Genomic DNA, 18285 nt, shown 5'->3' on the forward strand with positions numbered 1-18285 from the left:
CATGAAGCCCCTGCTCTCACGCCTGCGCGCCGTGGCGCTGGCCCTGGCCGTCGGCTCGGGCCTGGCCCCGGCGGCGCTGGCGCAGCCCGCCGCCACCCCCCTCACCGCCACCGACGCCGAAGCCTGGCTCGACGGCCTGATGCACACCGCGCTGCGCAACGCGCGTGTGCCGGGCGCAGTCGTCGTCATCGTCAAGGACGGCCAGCCCCTCGTGCAGAAGGGCTACGGCTTCGCAGACTGGGACCGGCAGCTCCCCGTCGACCCGCACAAGACCTTGTTCCGCCCGGGCTCGGTCTCCAAGCTCTTCACCTGGACGGCGGTCATGCAGCTCGTCGAGCAGGGCAAGCTCGACCTGGACGTCGACGTCAACCAGTACCTGGACTTCACCATCCCGGGGCGCAACGGCAAGGCGCTGACGCTTCGCCACGTGATGACGCACACCACCGGCTTCGAGGAGGTCGCACGCGACCTCCTCACATACGGCACGCCCACGCCCGACCTCGGCCAGGTCCTCAAGCGCTACATCCCCCCGTACCTCTACGACCCGGGCACCACGCCCGGCTATTCCAACTACGCCACCGCACTGGCGGGCTACATCGTGCAGCGGGTCAGCGGCAAGTCTTTCGACGACTACATGGAGCAGCAGGTGTTCGCCCCGCTGGGCATGAAGTACGCCACCTTCCGCCAGCCACTGCCTGAGGCGCTCAAGCCGCAGATGTCGCAGGGCTACCTGAGCTGGGACGAGCCGGCCAAGGGCTTCGAGATCATCAGCATGCCGCCGGCGGGCAGCCTGTCGGCCTCCGGGGCCGACATGGGCCGCTTCATGCTCGCCTTCCTGAACCAGGGCCGGTTGGGCGAGGCGCAGCTGCTCAAGCCGGAGACGGTCAAGCGCATGCACGGCGAGCTCACCCGCCCGCTGCCCGGCCTGCTCGGCATCGGCCTGGGCTTCTACGAGCAAAACATCAACGGCCACCGCGTGCTCGCACATGGCGGCGACACGGTGCTGTTCCACAGCGACCTGCTGCTGTTCGTCGACGATGGCATCGGGCTGTACGTGTCGGTGAACGCGCCTGGCGACGGCGCCGGACACGGTCAGGGGAAATGGCTGCGCGACCGCCTGTTCGAGAGCTTCGCCGACCGCTACCTGCCCGACACCCGCCCCGCCACCCGACCCGAGGTCGACGAGGCCACCGCCAAGGCGCACGCGCAACAGATGGCCGGCGCCTACCGCAACACGCGCCGGGAGGACTCGACCTGGCTGTCAGTCCTGGCCTTGCTCAGCCCGCTGAAGGTGCAGGCCCTGCCGGACGGGCGGCTCTCCATCGACCTGGCAGGCGCCCGCAGCACCTACCGCGAGGTGAAGCCCTACTTTTGGGAAGAAGAGCACGGCAAGCGCCGCCTGCAGGCGGTGGTGGAGAACGGCCGCGTGAAGCACTGGGGGCTGGAGCCGTTCGTGTTCGCCTTCATCTTCGAGCCCGTGCCCTTCATGGCCAGCCCCGCCGTGCTGCTGCTGCTGGGGGCTGCGGTCGCCACACTGGCGCTGACCGTGCTGCTGTGGCCCGTGGCCGCGGTGCTGCGGCGGCGCCACCAGGTGACCACGCCTCCACCCCGCACGGTGACGGCGGTGCGGGGGGCCAGCCTGCTGGCTCTCGTGGGCCTGGGCTTGTGGGGGTGGGTGGTGGCGCTGCTCGAATCCTTGGGCGACACCACCGTGCTGCTGCCGGTGGCGCAGGCCGTGCTCGGCCTGGGTGCCCTGGGGGGGCTGGTGCTGGCGGTGCTGCATGCCCGCGCCCTGTCGACAGCCGGTCGGCAGGCAGGCGGGCCACGGGCCGACTGGGCCGCCAAGGCCCTGGCCGGGGCCTGGCTGCTGGCGTTCGCGGTGCTGACTGTGGTGGGCGTGTACCACCACCTGATCGGCTTCAACCAGAACTTCTGAGCGCACCATGGCACGACCGATGCGCCTCTTCATCGCCGGGCTGGTGCACGAGACCAGCAGTTTCTCGCCGCTGCCCACGCATGTGGCCTCGTTTGCCGAGGGGGTGCTGGTGCGCCGCCGCGATGCCAGCGCGCTGCAACAGATTGCATCCCAGCCCAATCTGTTGGGTGTGATCGCGGCGGCCGCCCGGCAAGGCGACACGCTGCTGCACGGGCTCTACGCCGAGGCCCAGCCCTCAGGCCCGCTATCACGGGCCGACTACGAACTGCTGCGTGACGAGCTCCTGGCCGACCTCCAGGCTGCCCTCGATGCCGGCCCGCTGGACGCGGTGGCCCTGGTGCTGCACGGCGCGATGCTGGCCGACGGCTACCCCGACTGCGAGGGCGACCTGCTGCAGCGGGTGCGCGCCCTTGTCGGCCCGCAACGGCCGGTCGGCGCCTTGCTCGACCTGCACTGCAACCTGAGCCCGGCCATGGTCGACTCCGGCGCGGTGCTGATCGCCTGCAAGGAGTATCCGCACATCGACTACGCCGCCCGCGGCGAGGAACTGCACGCGCTGCTCGGGGCCATGGCGCGTGGCGAGCTGGCCCTGCAGACCCGCTGGCAACCCGTACCCCTGCTCGGCATCTTCGGTACGACGCAACCGCCCATGCGCGACTTCGTGCGCGAGGTGCAGACGGCCGAGCGGGCCGTGCCCGGTGTGCGCTCCGTGTCGGTGCTGCATGGCTTCCCGTGGTCGGACACGCCCTTCACGCGTGCCGCCGTGCTGGTGTTGGCCGAGGCGTCACCGGCCGCGGGTGATGCGGCCGAGCGCCTGGCTGCGGAGCTCGCGAAGCGCTTCTACGACCTGCGCCACACCGCCAGCGCGCGCCGCCTGCCCCTGGCCGCCGCACTGGACGAAGCCGAAGCCGCCATGTCAACCGCAACGGGCCGACCGGTGGTGCTGGCCGACACGGCCGACAACCCCGGCGGCGGTGCGGCCGGCGACAGCACTTTCGTGCTGCGCGAACTGCTGGCGCGCGGCTGGAGCGACGTGGCCCTGGGCATGTTCTGGGACCCGCAGGCGGTGGCCATCGCCAGCGCGGCAGGCCCCGGCGCACGGCTGCCCTTGCGCATCGGCGGCAAGGTGGGGCCGCGCTCCGGTGACCCGGTCGACCTCGACGTGGAGGTGCTCGCCTGCCGCACCGACGCCCGCCAGCGCAGCCTCACCCCTGGCGGCACTGACCCGCTCGGCGCAGCGGTGGCGGTGCGGGCCCAAGGCCTCAGCCTGGTGCTCAACAGCACGCGCCAGCAGGTGTTCTCGCCGGAGTGCTTCACCGAGTTCGGCATCGACCCGGCGGCGCAGCGCCTCGTGGTCGTCAAGTCGACACAGCACTTCCGCTCAGGGTTCGACGCCATGGCCGCAGCCGTGATCTACGCCGACACGCCCGGCAGCTTGGCCGCCGACCTGGGTGGCCTGCCCTACCGGCATCTGCCACGGCCCGTCTGGCCGCTGGATTGAGGCGCGCTGGCGCGCCGGCTCAAGCCGCGAACGCGACCGCCTCGGGCTCGCAGCGTGGCAAGCCCGCCCAGCGCTCGGCGCTCAGCTCGTAGAGCAGCGCCGCGGCGCTGCCGGGACCATCAGCCAGCGTGCCCTTCGGGCGCAGTCCCAGGCCTTCGAGCGTCTTGCGGGTCGGGATGTTGTTGGGCAGCACGGCTGCCACGACGGCCGTCTGGTGGTGCTTCTCGAAAGCCTCGCTGATCGCGAACTGCGACATCTCGCAGGCCAGGCCGCGGCCCCAGGCCTGAGGGGTGATGCGGTAGTAGAGGTACAGGCCTGCGTGGCCGGCCACGCTGCGGTGCATCAGGCCGCCGAAACCGATGAGGTGATCGGGCTGCTCGCGCTCGGCAATCGCCCAGTGGCCAAAGCCGTGGATTTGCCAGTGATCGACCCAGCTTTGAAGCTGCGCTTGAACGGCGCCGCGGCCGTGGGGCGTGGCCGCCGCGCAGAAGCGGTTGACGGCCGGGTCGGCATGCAGGCTGACCAGGGTGTCGAGATCGCTGTCCTTCGGGGGTCGCAGCACCAGGCGGCGGGTGACCATGGCGGCCGGCATGGCGGCGACGGGCTCGCTGAACTCGATGGGGACCATGAACGACGAAACTCGGTGGAAACCCTAGGAGATTAGCCGCGCGCTCGCCGCCCGAAAAGCCCGGAGCCACGGGTGTTGTCTCAAAACCGTCACAAAACCACGGGGGTCCGACAGGGCAGCCGACGAACGGTTGTTCGCTGCCCCCAAAAACCCGCCGCGCAGGCCCACAGAACTGGGTTTAAATACAGTCACTCAACGGGGACTCGCCATGCTGTCAAGTCTCACCCTGCGCGCCATCAGCGCTGCCCTCTTCCTCGCCGCCAGCAGCTGCCTGGCGACGCCTTCGGAGAACGCCATGCCCACACAGACCGTCACCGGTGCCTTCGAGGTGCGCCTCGCGCCCGAACCCGCGAGCGCTGCGGCCGAGGTGGCCGGCCTCGGCCGCATGTCGCTCGACAAGACCTTCCACGGCCCGCTGCAGGCCACCAGCCGCGGCGAGATGATCGCGTTCCGTAGCACCACGCCCGGCTCAGCCGGGTACGTCGCCATGGAAACCGTGGTCGGCAGCCTGGACGGCCGCTCAGGCAGCTTCGTGCTGCAGCACAGCTCCACCCTCACGCGCGGTGCGCCCAGCCAGTCCATCACCGTGGTACCGGACTCCGGCACCGGCGCGCTGGCGGGCCTCACCGGGCGCATGACCATCGAAATCGCGCCCGGCGGCGCCCACAGCTACCGCTTCGAGTACACGCTGCCCGCACCCTGAGGCTCAGGGCGCGGCGCCCTTCAGCCGATCAGCAGCGCGTTGACGCGCTTCACGTAGGCCGCCGGGTCTTCCAGGTGGCCCCCTTCGGCCAGCACGGCCTGGTCGAACAGCACCTGCGCCAGGTCGTCGAAGTGGCTGCTGCCGTCGAGCTTCTTGACCAGCGCGTGTTCGGCGTTGATCTCCAGCGTGGGTTTGCTCTCGGGCGCCTGCTGGCCGGCCTGCTTGAGCAGGCGCGCGAGGTGGCCGGAGACATCGCCCTCTTCCACCACGATGCAGGCCGGCGAGTCGACCAGGCGGGTCGTCACGCGCACGTCCTTGGCGCGGTCCTTCAGCGATTCCTTGAGCTTGTCGAGCAGGGGCTTGAGGCTCTCGGCCACTTCCTCGGCCTTCTTCTTCTCTTCCTCGTCCTGCAGCTTGCCCAGGTCAATGGCGCCCTTGGCCACCGACTGCAGCGGCTTGCCCTCGAACTCGTAGAGGTGGCTGAGCATCCACTCGTCCACGCGGTCCACCAGCAGCAGCACCTCGATGCCCTTCTTGCGGAAGATCTCGAGCTGCGGGCTGTGCTTGGCGGCGGCGAGTGAGTCCGCGGTGATGTAGTAGACGGCCTCCTGGCCTTCCTTCATGCGGCTCACATAGTCGGCCAGGCTCACGCCCTCGTCGGCATGGGTCGACGCGAAGCGGAACAGCTTGGCCAGGCGCTCCTGGTTGGCGTGGTCCTCGCCGATGCCCTCCTTCAGCACCTGGCCAAAGTCCTTCCAGAAGGCCGCGTACTTGGCGCGCTCGGCCTCGTCCTCGCTGTTGGCCAGGCTCTCCAGCATGCCCAACACGCGCTTGGTGGAGCCCTCGCGGATGGCGCGCACGTCGCGGCTTTCCTGCAGCAGCTCGCGCGACACGTTCAGCGGCAGGTCGGCCGAGTCGATCACACCCTTCACGAAGCGCAGGTACACGGGCATCAGCGCCTCGGCGTCATCCATGATGAAGACGCGCTTCACGTAGAGCTTCACGCCGCCGCGCTTGTCGCGGTTCCACAGGTCGAAGGGCGCCTTGGCGGGGATGTAGAGCAGCTGCGTGTATTCGCTGCGGCCCTCCACGCGGTTGTGCGTGTAGGCCAGCGGCGCCTCGGTGTCGTGGCTGATCTGCTTGTAGAACTCTTCGTACTGTTCCTGCGTGATCTCGCTCTTGCTGCGGCTCCACAGCGCCGAGGCCTTGTTGACCGGCTCCCACTCGTCGGTCACCACCTGCTTGGCGGCCTCGGCGTCCCAGGTCTCCTTCTTCATCAGGATGGGCAGGGAGATGTGGTCGCTGTACTTGCTGATGGTGCTCTTCACGCGCCAGGTCTTGAGGAACTCTTCCTCGCCTTCGCGCAGGTGCAGGATCACGTCGGTGCCGCGGCCGGCCTTGGTGATGGTCTCGATCTCGTACTCGCCCGTGCCTTCGCTGGTCCAGCGCACGCCCTGGTCGGCGGCCAGGCCGGCGCGGCGGGTCTCGACGGTGATCTTGTCGGCCACGATGAAGCCGGAGTAGAAGCCCACGCCGAACTGGCCGATGAGCTGGGCGTCCTTCTTCTGGTCGCCTTCGAGCTTGGCCATGAATTCGCGCGTGCCGCTCTTGGCGATGGTGCCCAGGTGGGCCGCGGCCTCCTCGGCGCTCATGCCGATGCCGTTGTCGCTGATGGTCAGCGTGCGGGCGGCTTCGTCAAAGCTCACCCGCACTTCCAGGTTGGGCGCGTCTTCCCACAGGGCCGCGTTGTCCAGCGCCTCGAAGCGCAGCTTGTCGCAGGCGTCGCTGGCGTTGGACACCAGCTCGCGCAGGAAGATCTCCTTGTTGGAGTACAGGCTGTGGGTGACGAGGTGCAGGATCTGCTTGACTTCGGCCTGGAAGGCGTGGGTTTGCTTGGTCATGGCAATGGACAATGAGTGATCTCTTGGGCGCTAGCGCCCGACGGGCGGCCAGCTTGGGGCCGCCCGTGCTTTTTCAAGGGCCATGCGGCCCCACCCTAACCATGGAAAACCCGAACAACTTCGGCCACGGCATCCATCGCCTGCCGCAGGTCTTCTCCGCTGCCGACTGCGAGGCCTTCATCCGCCAGGCCGAAAGCTTCGGCTTCGAGCCCGCCACGATCAACACGGTGAAAGGCGTCCGCCTGGCATCCGAGGTCCGCAACAACGACCGCGTCATCTTCGACAGCGCCGAACTGGCGCTGGCCGTATGGCGGCGCGTGGCGCTCCAACTGCCAGCGGTCTGGATGGCGCGTGGCCTGGCGGGGCTGAACGAGCGCTTTCGCTTCTACCGCTACAGCCAGCAGCAGAAGTTCGACTGGCATGTGGACGGCCCCTACGAACGCAGCAACGGCGAGCGCAGCCTGCTCACGCTGCTGATCTACCTGGGCGGCGACTACACCGGCGGCGAAACCACCTTCGACGTGGAAGGGCAGCTGATCGACGTACGCGGCCAGCAGGGCGACGTGGTGTTCTTCCCGCACCGGCTGCGGCATCGTGGCTCGATGGTGACTTCGGGCACCAAGTACATGCTGCGCAGCGACGTCATGTATTTCCCGCTGGTCGGCGCCGGTAGCAGCACCTTCCCGAGCCTGGATACGCTGCGCGCCGAGGCTCAGTAAGACACGGCCTGACGCGGCACGTCGATCTTGATGAGGGCCTTGGACAGCGCGCCTGCAGCGGCACGGGCGTAGTCCAGCGCCCAGGCGGCGTCCGCAAAACCGGCAGACCCGGCGCCGGCGGCCACCTGGATGAGCTTGTCGGCCAGCAGCACCTTGCCACTGCCGCGCAGGGGCTCGCACTCCAGCCGCACGAACTGCTCGTCCAGCCAGCGGCGGGCGGCTTCGAAGCTCAGCACTTCGGCGCCATCGAGCTGCAGCTCGATGGGGGCGCCGGTCTCGAAGATGACGGTGACGCGGGCTTGCATGCCTGCGATTGTGTCAGCGACGGGCCTTCACCGCCTCGCTCAGCACCTCCAGCACGGCCAGCGAGTCGTCCCAGCCCAGGCAGGCGTCGGTGATGCTCTTGCCGTATTGCAGCGCCGCCGGGTCGTCCTTGCCGGGGGTGAACTTCTGGGCGCCGTCGTTCAGATGGCTCTCCACCATCACGCCGAAGATGCGCTTGGAGCCCTCGCGCATCTGGCCTGCGATATCACGTGCCACGTCGAGCTGGCGCTGGTGCTGCTTGCTGCTATTGGCATGCGAGCAGTCCACCATCAGGCGCTCCGGCAGCTTGGCCTTGGCGAGGTCGGCGCAGGCCTCGGCCACGCTGGCCGCGTCGTAGTTCGGCGCCTTGCCGCCGCGCAGGATGACGTGGCAGTCGGCGTTGCCGCGGGTCTCGACGATGGCGACCTGGCCGTTCTTGTGCACCGACAGGAAGTGGTGGCCGCGGGCGGCGGCCTGGATGGCGTCGGTCGCGATCTTGATGTTGCCGTCGGTGCCGTTCTTGAAGCCGATGGGGGCGGACAGGCCCGAGGCCAGTTCGCGGTGCACCTGGCTTTCGGTCGTGCGCGCGCCGATGGCGCCCCAGGCGATCAGGTCGCCGATGTACTGCGGCGAGATCACGTCCAGGAACTCGCTGCCCGCCGGCATGCCCAGGCGGTTGATCTCCAGCAGCAACTGGCGGGCGATGCGCAGGCCTTCGTCGATGCGGTAGCTCTCGTCGAGGTAAGGGTCGTTGATCAGGCCCTTCCAGCCGACGGTGGTGCGCGGCTTCTCGAAGTACACGCGCATGACGATCTCCAGCGTGCCGGCGTACTTCTCGCGCTCGGCCTTCAGGCGGCGGGCGTACTCGATGGCGGCGGTCGGGTCGTGGATGGAGCAGGGGCCGATGACCACCAGCAGCCGGTCGTCCTCGCCGCTCATGATGCGGCGGATGCGCTGGCGCGTCTGGCTGATCAGCTGCTCCATCGGCGTGTTGCGGATGGGGAAGAAGCGGATCAGGTGCTCCGGCGGCGGCAGCGGCGTGATGTCGAGGATGCGCTCGTCATCGGTCGCGCTGGTCTTGTCGTCCTGCGAGTACCAGCGCTGGGCTTCGGGTTCGACCGTGGAGACTTTGGCATTCATCGGGGCACCTCTGGAAATGAAAAAACCGCCGGGCTTGGCGGCCTCGGCGGTTTTCGGGGAGTTCTGTGTTCAGCGCGCGCGCTCAGAGCTCTCCACCGCCGGGGCGGGGAAAGAACCAAAAGCGAAAGTACACAGCGCGGGACATGGCCTGAAATCTAGCACGCCCGCAGCGCCGAGCTTTCGGCAAGGGGCAAGCGCGGCTTGACGACCACAGGCTCACGGCTGCCCGGCCAGCCCGAGCAGGGCCTGGGCACGCCGCTGCTCGCCGGGCGAGAAATGGCCCGCCAACCAGCGCGACATGGCCTCGTCACGCTGCGGGCCCGACAGCTCAGGTGCCGCCCGCAGGCGCTGCAGCTCGCGCCGCGCCGCCGCCAGCCGCTGTTCCCAGTCGGCCCAGGCCGCCTCGACCTCGGCCACCCGCTGCACCGCCTGCGGGTGCTCCGGCACGGCGGGCGCCGCCTCTTGCGGGGCGGTCTGGCCCGACTCCAGCGCCAGCACCTGCCGCCACAGCAGTTGCTCCTCGTCGCCGAAGAAGGCGTCGGCCGCCGCCACGCCCAGCAGCTGTCGGCGCACCGACTGCCGCTCCTCCAGCGCCGGCCGCCAGCTGGACGGGTCCGCGGGTCGCACCGCGCGCTGCCAGCCATAGCGCTGCAGTTCGACATAGCGCTGCCACAGCGCCTGCAGTTCCAGGGCCGCGCCAGCTGGCAACTCGCGCCGGGCGCTGTCCAGCAACTGCGTGCTGATCATCTCCGCCGACCATTCGCCGATGGCGCTCAGCGCGTAGTCGAAGCGCCGCCGCAGCGCCCGGTCGACGACGAGATGCCCCTGCGCATCGGCCCGCCAAGCGCCATCGGCCTCGGTGTCGCGCAGGGACGCGGGCTGCGCCTGCGCCGCCGACGCTGGCGTTCCACGCGCGGCAGGCGTCGGGTCGACTTGAGCGACGTCAGCTCCTGACGCGGCGGGCGCCATGGCCGGGCCAACAGGCGCGGCAGCCGCCCCATCACCCGACCGCGCCGCGGGCTGCCAGCCCACGCAGCCAGCGGCGATGCCCAGCGCCGTGGCCACCGCAACGGCCAGCCCCGCGGCACGCTTCACAGCCCCTGGCCCTTGAGCCGATTGGCGTGGGCGCGGTAGACCGACACCGGATCGGACGAGAACAGGCCGCGCAGGCCGAACACATGGTTGATCTCGTCGATGTGGTTCCACGCATAGTTGTCGCGCAGCACCTGGCCCCAATGGTTGGAACAGCGCGACACCAGCCCGTCATTCGCCTCAAGGCCAAAGAACACGCTGCTGGCCACCAGGAAGCCGTCGCTCACATCCAGCAGGTTGGTGGCGACCGACGTGCCACCCATCGAGTAGTAGCGCACGCCGTTCACCACCGCCGGGCCACTGCCGCAACTGCTCGTGGGCGCGCCCTGCGGAAAGCGCCGGTTGAAGTCCGCCGCACCCGCGGTCGACAGCGACTTCAAGGAGGCCAGCGCGTTCTGCGGATTGCCGGCGCTGCCCGACAGCGTGGCGATGACGCTGGACAGCCCGTTGACCACGGCCGCCACCGCCCCTTGCGTGCCGGTGGTGCTGGTGATGCTGGCCACGGCATCGGCCACCTTGCTGCCCTGGTGAGGGGTGCCCATGGTCGTCACGCTGGCCACCAGCTCAGGCGCCACGGCTGCCACGTAGCGGATGGTGTTGCCGCCGTGGCTGTGGCCCACGAGATTGAATTTGGCATGGCCATAGCGAGCCTTGAGCGTTTGCAGCTCCTTGAGCAATTGCTCTCCGCGCACCTCGGTGCTGTTGCTCTGCGACACGCTCGCGGTGTAGACCACCGCGCCGCCCGCGCGCAACTCGGACGGCACGCCGTAGAAGTACTGCACCGGCCCGAGGGCGTCGAAGCCCAGCAGGCCGTGCACCAGCACGATGGGGTAGCGGGTCTGGGTGTAGGTGTCGGCCGAAGCGCCGAGGCTGGCGCAGCCGAGCGCCAGCACGGCCATGCAGCGGCGCACCAGCGCGCGCCAGTTGTGGAACGAAATCATTGCCTGTCTCCGTTGATGTTGTGGGGAAACAGGACGCGCACCGCGGTGGCACTGCAAGACCGGGGTTCACGTCCCCTGGCCCAGCCGACTGCACTGGATCAGCGAGCGCGAGTGTGCAGAGCCCGGCACCGCCGGCGCCTTGGCGTTAGCCCGAACCCCTTTTCGGGGGACAGACAGGACGCGGTTTCAGCGCGATGCGCCGGATGCCGGGCTGCTCGCCACGCCGTCACCGGCCGTTGGCGGGATCGCGCCCGGCTTGGCGCCGCCGGAGGCCTGGTCACCGCCGGTCAGGGCGCCGATGGCGGGCGGCGCGTCGGGATGGTCAGACGCGCCCTTGAGGTCGGTGCTCGGCGTCAACTTGGGCTCGGGCACGTCGGTAGGGCCGGGGGTTGGCGGCGCCTCGGGGCGGTGGCAGCCCGGCAGCACCGTGGCCGCCGCTGCAAGCGCCAGCGCGGCCGGGCCGAGTCGCGACGCGAAGAAGGAGAAATAGGGCATGACAGGCTCCAGCGGGGGCGGGCCACGCCAGTCGCGCAGCCCATAAACCCACTCTAGAAATGGAGCCTGCGCCCCGCCGTCATCCGCGGCCGATGCGGGCGTAGGAGACAACCCCGCCCGCTCAGCCTCGCCTGCTCAGGCAGTGCCACCCACGGTCAGCCCATCGATGCGCAGCGTCGGCTGGCCCACGCCCACGGGCACGCTCTGGCCTTCCTTGCCGCAGACGCCCACGCCGGTGTCCAGCGCCATGTCGTTGCCGATCATGCTGACGCGCGTCAGCGCGTCCGGGCCGTTGCCGATGATGGTGGCACCCTTGACCGGGTACTGGATCTTGCCGTTTTCCACCCAGTAGGCCTCGCTCGCGGAGAACACGAACTTGCCGCTGGTGATGTCGACCTGGCCGCCGCCGAAGTTGGTGGCATACAGGCCCTTCTTGATGGAGGCCACGATCTCCTGCGGGTCGTCCTGGCCGCCGAGCATGTAGGTGTTGGTCATGCGCGGCATCGGCACATGGGCGTAGCTCTCGCGGCGGCCGTTGCCGGTGGGGGCGACCTTCATCAGGCGGGCGTTCATCGCGTCCTGGATATAGCCCTTCAGGATGCCGTCCTCGATCAGCACATTGCGCTGGCTGGCCACACCCTCGTCATCGACGTTGAGGGAGCCGCGGCGGTCAGGCAGGGTGCCGTCGTCGAGCACGGTCACGCCCTTGGCAGCCACGCGCTGGCCGATACGGCCGGAGAAGGCGCTGGACCCCTTGCGGTTGAAGTCGCCTTCCAGGCCATGGCCCACCGCCTCGTGCAGCAGCACGCCGGGCCAGCCCGGGCCGACGACGACCGTCATCTCGCCGGCAGGCGCAGGGCGGCTCTCCAGGTTGGTGAGGGCCGCATGCACGGCCTGCTCGACGTAGCTGGCGATCATCTCGTCAGTGAAATAGGCCAGGCCGAAGCGGCCGCCGCCGCCGCCGTTGCCCATCTCACGCCGGCCGTTGCTCTCGGCGATCACGGTGATAGACAGGCGCACCAGCGGCCGAACGTCAGCCGCCAGCGTGCCGTCGGCGCGGGCAATCAGCACCACCTCGTGCTCGGCAGCCAGGCCAGCCATCACTTGCACGATGCGTGGGTCCTTGGCGCGGGCCATCTTCTCGGCGCGCTCCAGCAACGCCACCTTGGCGGCGCTGTCCAGGCTGGCGATCGGGTCGGCCACGCCATAGAGCTCGCGGCTGCCGGCCACGCGCCCCTGGGCGGGCACCTTCACGCGGCGGCTCTGGCCGGCAGCGGCAATGGTGCGCACGGTGCGGGCCGCATCCAGCAGCGACGCCAGGGAGATGTCGTCAGAGTAGGCGAAGGCCGTCTTCTCGCCGGCCACGGCGCGCACGCCCACCCCTTGGTCGATGCTGAAGGAGCCGCTCTTCACGATGCCCTCCTCCAGGCTCCAGCCCTCGGCGCGGGTGGTCTGGAAGTACAGGTCGGCATCATCGACGCGGTGCTCGGTGATGACGCGCAGCGCCTGCGAGAGCGACGCCTCAGTCAGGCCGAAGGGCTCCAGCAGTTGCGAGCGGGCGGTGGCCAACCGGGCCAGGGTGGGTTCGACAGCGATCATGGCCCGATTCTAGGAAGCTGGCTGTCAGCCCTTGCAAGACATGGACATGCTTCTTTACCACCCGCCTGTCGTCGCCCGCCGCCAGGGCTTCGTTGTGGAGGGGCCTTGCAACCCCAACTCACCAAGGAGCACCCCATGAAGACAAGCCACAAGACCCTGATCGCCCTGCTGACCCTGGCCGGCGCCAGCGCCTTCGCCCAGACGCCTGCCCCCACGCCCGGCACCAACACGCCGCGCATCGACAAGCGCGAGGCCAATCAGCAGGCCCGCATCGCCCAGGGCGCAGCCAGCGGCAGCCTGACCCCGCAGGAGACCCAGCGCCTGGAGAAGGAGCAGGCCCACATCGACAAGGCCGAGGCCAAGGCCAAGTCCGACGGCACCGTGACCGCCAAGGAGCGCCGCCGCCTGACCGCCATGCAGGATGGCGCCAGCCGCGACATCCACCGCAAGAAGCACAACGCCCGCAGCGCGAGCGCGCCGGGCTGAAGCACGGGCCGCTGACCGCCTGAAACGCGCCCTTACAAAACGGGCGCGTGCCGGCCCCTGCTAGGGATGTCGCCCCCCGAAGGGCGCGTCCACGATGCGGTGCATCCGAGTCCACCGGAGCACCGCATGAAGTGTTTCTACGCTGCTGCACTGGCCCTTGTGGCCGCAGGCCCTGCGGTCGCCGCCACCCTGGTGGCCGACGGCTTGAACCAGCCCGTCTTCCTGACGGCCCCGGCGGGCGACTCCCGACTCTTTGTCGTCGAAAAGGGTGGGCGCATCCAGGTGCTCGCCAACGGCAGCAAGACCCAATGGCTGGACCTCTCCGGCCAAGTCGACACGGCCGGCGAGCGCGGGCTGCTTGGCCTGGCCTTCGATCCGGGCTTTGCGAGCAACCGGCGCTTCTACGTCGACTACATCGACAAGACCACGCTCAACACGGTGGTCGCCAGCTACACCGTCAAGCCGGACGGCCAGGTCGACCTCGCCAGCGCACGCACCATCATCACCGTGCCCCAGCCCGGCTTCAGCAACCACAAGGCAGGCTGGATCGGCTTCAGCGCGGCAGACCCCGGCCAGCTCTACATCGCCACGGGCGACGGGGGCAGTGGCAACGACCCGCTGAACAATGCGCAGAACCTGACCAGCAACCTGGGCAAGCTGCTGCGCATCACGCCGCAGGCGGGTGGCGGTTACACCGTGCCGGCCAACAACCCCTTTGTGGGCGCCCCCGGCAACGACGAGATCTGGGCCTACGGCCTGCGCAACCCCTACCGCAACAGCTTCGACCGGCTGACAGGCGACCTGTGGATCGGCGACGTGGGCCAGAGTGCACGTGAAGAGGTCAACTTCGCATCGGCCGCTGCGGGCCTGGGGCGCGGCGCCAACTACGGATGGCGGGTGCGCGAAGGCAGCATCGCCACACCGGGCATCAACGACCCCACACCGCCCAACCTGACCAACCCGGTGTACGACTACGACCGCAGCCAGGGCGGCTCCATCATTGGTGGCTATGTCTATCGCGGTGGCGCCGATGCCGGCCTGCAGGGCCGCTACGTGTTCGGCGACTTCGTGTCCGGTCGCATCTGGGCGCTGCAAGGCGGCACCGCGACGGCGTTGGCCAGCCCCTTCAGCGGCTTTCAGCTGACCAGCTTCGGCGAGGGCGGAGACGGCGCTCTGTATGCCGTGGGCTTCAACAGCAGCAATGGCTGGGTTTACCAACTGGCCGCCGCCGTCCCCGAACCCACCCCGGCGCTGCTGCTCGGCATGGGACTGCTCGCCCTCAGTCTTCGGCGCTGGCACCGTTCTTGATCGCCAGGCCGGCCTCGTAAAGCCGGTTGCGCGGGGCTCCGCTGATCTGCGCCGCGAGAGCCACGGCCTGCTTCAGCGGCAGCTCGGCCATCAGCAACTGCAACACCCGCAGCGCCTCGGCCGGCAGGGCGTCTTCGGCCGTGGCCTGCAGCGCCTGGGCGTGCAGCACCAACACAAACTCGCCGCGTTGCCGCTGGGCATCGGCCGCCAGCCACGCGGGCAGAGCAGCGGCCTCAGCGGTGTGCACTTGCTCGAATTGCTTGGTCAGCTCACGGCAGACGGTGACGCGCCGCTCGGGCGCCAGCTCGGCCAGCAGGCCGAACAGCTCGACGATGCGATGCGGCGCCTCGAACAGCAGCTGGCTCTGCCCTTGCACCGCCAGCACCGCCTGCAGCGCCGTGCGGCGCTCGCCCGCCTTGGTCGGCAGGAAGCCGACGAAGGCAAAACCCTGCGCCTGGGTATCGCCCGCCACGCTGAGTGCGGCCGCCGCGCTGCTGGGGCCGGGCAGCGGCAGCACGCGGTAGCCCGCGGCCACGGCTTCGCGCACCAGCACCGCGCCGGGGTCGGAGATCGCGGGCGTGCCGGCATCGGACGCATACGCCACCCGCTCCCCGGCCGCCAGGCGCGCCAGCACGGCGGCGCTGGCCTCGCGCTCGTTGTGCTGGTGCAGGGCCAAGAGCGGTTTGTGCAGGCCAAGGTGGCGCAGCAGCGCGCCGCCCTGGCGGGTGTCTTCGCAGGCAAGGGCATCGACCAGCCCCAGGCAGTGGATGGCGCGCAGGCTCAGGTCAGCCAGATTGCCGATGGGGGTGGCCACGAGATACAGCGTGGCCGCCGGATACTGCTGGCCGCCTGCGGCAGCGGCCGCGGCCTGGCGCAGCAGGGATTGGTCGGAGATGGCGATGTTCAACGGAGGCTCTCGGTCAAGGCCGGACACCAAGACACTTGGCGACACGGCAGAGGACGCCGCCCTGGCGCACCTGCAGCGCGCCGGCCTGCGCCTGCTGGAGCGGAATTATCGAGTCGCCGCCGGCCCGAGCCGGCGCGCCGGCGAGGTCGACCTGATCCTGCGCGACCGCGACGGCACGCTGGTGTTCGTGGAAGTGCGCGCCCGGGCCGACCGCTCTCACGGCGGCGCAGCGGCCAGCGTGACACCTCACAAGCAGCAGCGCCTCGCGTATGCGGCGCAGCATTACCTGATGCGCCACGCCAGCCCGCCGCCCTGCCGCTTCGACGTCGTGGCCATCGACGGCGGGGCGCTCACCTGGCTGCAAGGAGCCTTCGACCTGAGCTGACTATGATTCGTGCCGCATGACCGAACAACGAATCCAGCAGCAGTTCTTCGAAAGCGCCGACCTGCTCTACCAGGCGGCTGAGCAACTGGCCCGCCCCCTGGCCATGGCCGGGCAGATGGTGGTGGAAGCCATCACCGGCGGCAACCGCATCCTGTGTGCCGGCCAGGGCCTGGCCAGCATGGAAGCCGACTACCTGGCCGCCCGCCTGGCCGGCCGCTTCGAGCAGGAGCGCCCGGGCCTGGCTGCCTGGAGCCTGGCCGCGCAGGCGCGCGATGCCGCCGGGCTGGACCTGGCCCGGCTGCTGCAGGCCCACGGCCACCCGGGCGACGTGCTCATCATGATCGAACCCCTGCGCGAGCAGCGCGATGCCTGGTCCGGTGCGCTGGCCGTGGCGCATTCGCAAGAGATGAGTGTCATTGCGCTCACCGGCGGCAGCACCGACGAATGGCGCGGCCTGCTGCAGGACACCGACATCCAGATCCGCGTCAGCCACGCCCGCGAGCCGCGCGTTATCGAAGCGCAGCGGGTGCTGCTGCACGCCCTTGTCGACGCCGTCGACGTCCAGCTGCTCGGCAGCGACGAATGACCTGATTGGAACCCTCACGATGAAGAAGTTCTCCCTGACCCTGGCCGCGGCCGTCCTCGCCAGCACGTTGGCCACCGGCTGCGCGCCGCTGCTGATCGGCGGCGCCATGGTGGGCGGCGTGACCGTGGCCACCGACCGCCGCACCTCCGGCACACAGCTCGAGGACGAGACGATCGAGATCAAGGCCGGCGCCCGCATCCGCGAGCAGTTGGGCGACCGCGTGCACATCAACGTGAACAGCTACAACCGCGTCGTGCTGATCACCGGCGAGGCCCGCAACGAGGAAGACAAGGCCACCGTCGAGCGCCTGGTGGCCGGCGTGGAGAACGTCACCAACGTGATGAACGAGGTTGGCGTGACGATGCTGAGCTCGCTGAGCAGCCGCTCCAACGACGTGGTCATCCAGGGCAAGGTCAAGGCCCAGCTGATCGACGCGCGCGACCTGCTGAGCAATGCCTTCTACGTGGTGGTGGAGCGCGGCGAGGTCTTCATCATGGGCCGCGTGACCGAGCGCGAAGCCAACCGCGCGACCGACATTGCGCGCCAGGTGGGCGGCGTGAAGAAGGTGGTGCGCGCCTTCGAGATCATTTCCGAAGAAGAACTCGCCCGGATCACGCCGAAGAAGCAATAAGCCCCTCGCCCAGCCCTGCGGTCTGGTCGGTCCCCCGAGGGGACGCCGATGCTCGCGGGCGATCGCCCGCTCGCACATCGGCACCATCCGGCCTTGGGGCGGCCCGGCGGCCGGCTGGTTTCTAACTCAAAGCCGCTTGATCAGCGACGAGGTGTCCCAGCGGTTGCCGCCCAAGGCCTGCACATCGGCATAGAACTGGTCGACGAGCGCCGTCAGCGGCAGGCGTGAGCCATTGCGCCGGGCCTCGTCCAGCACGAGGCCGAGGTCCTTGCGCATCCAGTCGACCGCGAAGCCGAAGTCGAACTTATCGTCGACCATGGTCTTGCCGCGGTTGTCCATCTGCCAGCTCTGGGCCGCGCCCTTGCCGATGACGTCCAGCACCTGGTGCATGTCCAGACCCGCGTTCTGGCCGAAGCGCACCGCCTCGGACAGCCCCTGCACGACGCCCGCGATGCAGATCTGGTTGACCATCTTGGCCAGCTGACCCGAGCCGGGCCCACCCAGCAGCGTCACCGCCTTGGCGAAGGCCAGGGCCAGCGGCTTCATCGCGTCAAACGGCGCAGCCTCGCCGCCGCACATCACGGTCAGCGCACCATTGACGGCACCGGCTTGCCCGCCCGAGACGGGCGCATCGACAAACGCGATGCCGCGCTCTGCGCCGACCGCATGCAGCTCACGGGCCACCGCCGCAGAGGCCGTGGTGTGATCGACGAACACCGCGCCGCGCGCCATGCCGGCGAAGGCGCCCTGCTCACCCAGCACGACCGAACGCAGGTCGTCATCATTGCCCACGCAGCAGAACACGAAGTCCGCGCCCTTCACCGCCTCGGCCGGTGTAGCCGCGAAGGCGCCGCCGTATTCCTTCGCCCAGGCCTCGGCTTTGGCGGTGGTGCGGTTGTAGACGGTGACCTGATGGCCGGCGCGGGCCAGGTGCCCGGCCATGGGATGGCCCATGACGCCCAGGCCCAGGAAGGCGACGCGGCGAGGCGGAACGGATTCGTACGTGCGATGGCTCATGTGCTGC

At 69.5% G+C, this 18285-nt stretch carries 19 protein-coding genes; 9 read left to right on the forward strand and 10 right to left on the reverse strand.

Annotated elements, in window-relative coordinates; all coding sequences use genetic code 11:
• Window position 1 precedes the first annotated feature (1 nt).
• Complete coding sequence (locus tag CDO81_RS26140) at window positions 2–1936, forward strand: serine hydrolase domain-containing protein (RefSeq protein WP_088486204.1); 1935 nt, start codon at window positions 2–4, stop codon at window positions 1934–1936.
• Window positions 1937–1943: 7 nt separating this feature from the next.
• Window positions 1944–3437 (forward strand): M81 family metallopeptidase, encoded by a 1494-nt coding sequence (locus CDO81_RS26145; RefSeq protein WP_241517172.1) that lies wholly within the window; start codon window positions 1944–1946, stop codon window positions 3435–3437.
• Window positions 3438–3456: 19 nt separating this feature from the next.
• On the opposite strand, the gene CDO81_RS26150 is transcribed toward CDO81_RS26145, so the two are convergent.
• On the reverse strand, window positions 3457–4065 hold the full coding sequence (locus CDO81_RS26150; protein WP_088486206.1) for a GNAT family N-acetyltransferase: 609 nt from the start codon (window positions 4063–4065) through the stop codon (window positions 3457–3459).
• Window positions 4066–4360: 295 nt separating this feature from the next.
• Between CDO81_RS26150 and CDO81_RS26155 the strand changes: the two genes are divergently transcribed.
• Window positions 4361–4768 carry a DUF3224 domain-containing protein gene (locus tag CDO81_RS26155; RefSeq protein WP_088486261.1) on the forward strand — a complete coding sequence of 136 codons (408 nt, stop codon included), beginning with the start codon at window positions 4361–4363 and terminating at the stop codon, window positions 4766–4768.
• A gap of 20 nt (window positions 4769–4788) precedes the next feature.
• Here the strand turns inward: CDO81_RS26155 and htpG are convergent, their stop codons facing one another.
• A complete protein-coding gene (gene htpG / locus CDO81_RS26160) occupies window positions 4789–6669 on the reverse strand; it encodes a molecular chaperone HtpG (RefSeq protein WP_088486207.1) in 1881 nt (626 codons plus the stop codon).
• Between the two features lie 101 nt (window positions 6670–6770).
• On the opposite strand from htpG, the gene CDO81_RS26165 reads away from it, so the two are divergent.
• Window positions 6771–7388, forward strand: a complete 618-nt coding sequence (locus CDO81_RS26165; RefSeq protein ID WP_158218437.1) for a 2OG-Fe(II) oxygenase — start codon at window positions 6771–6773, stop codon at window positions 7386–7388.
• Here CDO81_RS26165 and CDO81_RS26170 read toward each other — a convergent pair.
• The 6 genes from CDO81_RS26170 to tldD all read right to left on the reverse strand — a co-directional run bounded on the left by CDO81_RS26170 (window position 7382) and on the right by tldD (window position 12958).
• Window positions 7382–7693, reverse strand: a complete 312-nt coding sequence (locus CDO81_RS26170) for a hypothetical protein (RefSeq protein WP_088486209.1) — start codon at window positions 7691–7693, stop codon at window positions 7382–7384. The two genes, CDO81_RS26165 and CDO81_RS26170, sit on opposite strands and share 7 nt — an antisense overlap.
• 13 nt (window positions 7694–7706) lie before the next feature.
• On the reverse strand, window positions 7707–8831 hold the full coding sequence (locus tag CDO81_RS26175) for a 3-deoxy-7-phosphoheptulonate synthase (protein ID WP_088486210.1): 1125 nt from the start codon (window positions 8829–8831) through the stop codon (window positions 7707–7709).
• Window positions 8832–9047: 216 nt separating this feature from the next.
• Window positions 9048–9926 carry a lipase chaperone gene (locus CDO81_RS26180; protein ID WP_088486211.1) on the reverse strand — a complete coding sequence of 293 codons (879 nt, stop codon included), beginning with the start codon at window positions 9924–9926 and terminating at the stop codon, window positions 9048–9050.
• The gene (locus tag CDO81_RS26185; RefSeq protein WP_088486212.1) at window positions 9923–10864 is read right to left on the reverse strand and encodes an esterase/lipase family protein; all 942 of its coding nucleotides are present in this window, start codon (window positions 10862–10864) and stop codon (window positions 9923–9925) included. The genes CDO81_RS26180 and CDO81_RS26185 overlap by 4 nt, the downstream gene beginning before the upstream one ends.
• 186 nt (window positions 10865–11050) lie before the next feature.
• The gene (locus CDO81_RS26190) at window positions 11051–11359 is read right to left on the reverse strand and encodes a hypothetical protein (protein ID WP_088486213.1); all 309 of its coding nucleotides are present in this window, start codon (window positions 11357–11359) and stop codon (window positions 11051–11053) included.
• 135 nt (window positions 11360–11494) lie between these two features.
• Entirely contained in the window at window positions 11495–12958 is a 1464-nt protein-coding gene (gene tldD / locus CDO81_RS26195) for a metalloprotease TldD (RefSeq protein WP_088486214.1), read from the reverse strand.
• Between the two features lie 135 nt (window positions 12959–13093).
• On the opposite strand from tldD, the gene CDO81_RS26200 reads away from it, so the two are divergent.
• Window positions 13094–13444 (forward strand): hypothetical protein, encoded by a 351-nt coding sequence (locus tag CDO81_RS26200; RefSeq protein WP_168928278.1) that lies wholly within the window; start codon window positions 13094–13096, stop codon window positions 13442–13444.
• Window positions 13445–13570: 126 nt separating this feature from the next.
• Window positions 13571–14752 carry a PQQ-dependent sugar dehydrogenase gene (locus tag CDO81_RS26205; protein ID WP_158218438.1) on the forward strand — a complete coding sequence of 394 codons (1182 nt, stop codon included), beginning with the start codon at window positions 13571–13573 and terminating at the stop codon, window positions 14750–14752.
• Here CDO81_RS26205 and rsmI read toward each other — a convergent pair.
• Window positions 14724–15659: a 16S rRNA (cytidine(1402)-2'-O)-methyltransferase gene (rsmI, locus tag CDO81_RS26210; protein WP_241517173.1), complete on the reverse strand. Its 936-nt coding sequence runs from the start codon at window positions 15657–15659 to the stop codon at window positions 14724–14726. The genes CDO81_RS26205 and rsmI overlap by 29 nt on opposite strands.
• On the opposite strand from rsmI, the gene CDO81_RS26215 reads away from it, so the two are divergent.
• The 3 genes from CDO81_RS26215 to CDO81_RS26225 are packed head-to-tail and all read left to right on the forward strand — an operon-like array spanning window position 15652 to window position 17261.
• Complete coding sequence (locus CDO81_RS26215) at window positions 15652–16044, forward strand: YraN family protein (RefSeq protein ID WP_241517174.1); 393 nt, start codon at window positions 15652–15654, stop codon at window positions 16042–16044. The two genes, rsmI and CDO81_RS26215, sit on opposite strands and share 8 nt — an antisense overlap.
• A gap of 16 nt (window positions 16045–16060) precedes the next feature.
• Window positions 16061–16630 carry an SIS domain-containing protein gene (locus tag CDO81_RS26220; protein ID WP_088486217.1) on the forward strand — a complete coding sequence of 190 codons (570 nt, stop codon included), beginning with the start codon at window positions 16061–16063 and terminating at the stop codon, window positions 16628–16630.
• A 19-nt stretch (window positions 16631–16649) separates the two neighbouring features.
• Window positions 16650–17261: a BON domain-containing protein gene (locus CDO81_RS26225; protein ID WP_088486218.1), complete on the forward strand. Its 612-nt coding sequence runs from the start codon at window positions 16650–16652 to the stop codon at window positions 17259–17261.
• A 126-nt stretch (window positions 17262–17387) separates the two neighbouring features.
• Here CDO81_RS26225 and CDO81_RS26230 read toward each other — a convergent pair whose 3' ends face one another.
• The gene (locus CDO81_RS26230) at window positions 17388–18278 is read right to left on the reverse strand and encodes an NAD(P)-dependent oxidoreductase (RefSeq protein ID WP_088486219.1); all 891 of its coding nucleotides are present in this window, start codon (window positions 18276–18278) and stop codon (window positions 17388–17390) included.
• Window positions 18279–18285 lie beyond the last annotated feature (7 nt).

This window comes from Roseateles puraquae, assembly GCF_002205845.1.
GTDB lineage: Bacteria > Pseudomonadota > Gammaproteobacteria > Burkholderiales > Burkholderiaceae_C > Pelomonas > Pelomonas puraquae.

Bases quoted from the DNA above. Each gene is read 5' to 3' on its own strand.
- CDO81_RS26185 (WP_088486212.1), bottom strand. From the start codon at position 10,864: ATGATTTCGTTCCACAACTGGCGCGCGCTGGTGCGCCGCTGCATGGCC.
- CDO81_RS26150 (WP_088486206.1), bottom strand. From the start codon at position 4,065: ATGGTCCCCATCGAGTTCAGCGAGCCCGTCGCCGCCATGCCGGCCGCC.
- CDO81_RS26215 (WP_241517174.1), top strand. From the start codon at position 15,652: ATGTTCAACGGAGGCTCTCGGTCAAGGCCGGACACCAAGACACTTGGC.
- CDO81_RS26165 (WP_158218437.1), top strand. From the start codon at position 6,771: ATGGAAAACCCGAACAACTTCGGCCACGGCATCCATCGCCTGCCGCAG.
- CDO81_RS26140 (WP_088486204.1), top strand. From the start codon at position 2: ATGAAGCCCCTGCTCTCACGCCTGCGCGCCGTGGCGCTGGCCCTGGCC.
- CDO81_RS26220 (WP_088486217.1), top strand. From the start codon at position 16,061: ATGACCGAACAACGAATCCAGCAGCAGTTCTTCGAAAGCGCCGACCTG.
- CDO81_RS26155 (WP_088486261.1), top strand. From the start codon at position 4,361: ATGCCCACACAGACCGTCACCGGTGCCTTCGAGGTGCGCCTCGCGCCC.
- CDO81_RS26200 (WP_168928278.1), top strand. From the start codon at position 13,094: ATGAAGACAAGCCACAAGACCCTGATCGCCCTGCTGACCCTGGCCGGC.
- CDO81_RS26145 (WP_241517172.1), top strand. From the start codon at position 1,944: ATGGCACGACCGATGCGCCTCTTCATCGCCGGGCTGGTGCACGAGACC.
- CDO81_RS26190 (WP_088486213.1), bottom strand. From the start codon at position 11,359: ATGCCCTATTTCTCCTTCTTCGCGTCGCGACTCGGCCCGGCCGCGCTG.
- CDO81_RS26205 (WP_158218438.1), top strand. From the start codon at position 13,571: ATGAAGTGTTTCTACGCTGCTGCACTGGCCCTTGTGGCCGCAGGCCCT.
- CDO81_RS26170 (WP_088486209.1), bottom strand. From the start codon at position 7,693: ATGCAAGCCCGCGTCACCGTCATCTTCGAGACCGGCGCCCCCATCGAG.
- CDO81_RS26175 (WP_088486210.1), bottom strand. From the start codon at position 8,831: ATGAATGCCAAAGTCTCCACGGTCGAACCCGAAGCCCAGCGCTGGTAC.
- htpG (WP_088486207.1), bottom strand. From the start codon at position 6,669: ATGACCAAGCAAACCCACGCCTTCCAGGCCGAAGTCAAGCAGATCCTG.
- CDO81_RS26230 (WP_088486219.1), bottom strand. From the start codon at position 18,278: ATGAGCCATCGCACGTACGAATCCGTTCCGCCTCGCCGCGTCGCCTTC.
- tldD (WP_088486214.1), bottom strand. From the start codon at position 12,958: ATGATCGCTGTCGAACCCACCCTGGCCCGGTTGGCCACCGCCCGCTCG.
- CDO81_RS26225 (WP_088486218.1), top strand. From the start codon at position 16,650: ATGAAGAAGTTCTCCCTGACCCTGGCCGCGGCCGTCCTCGCCAGCACG.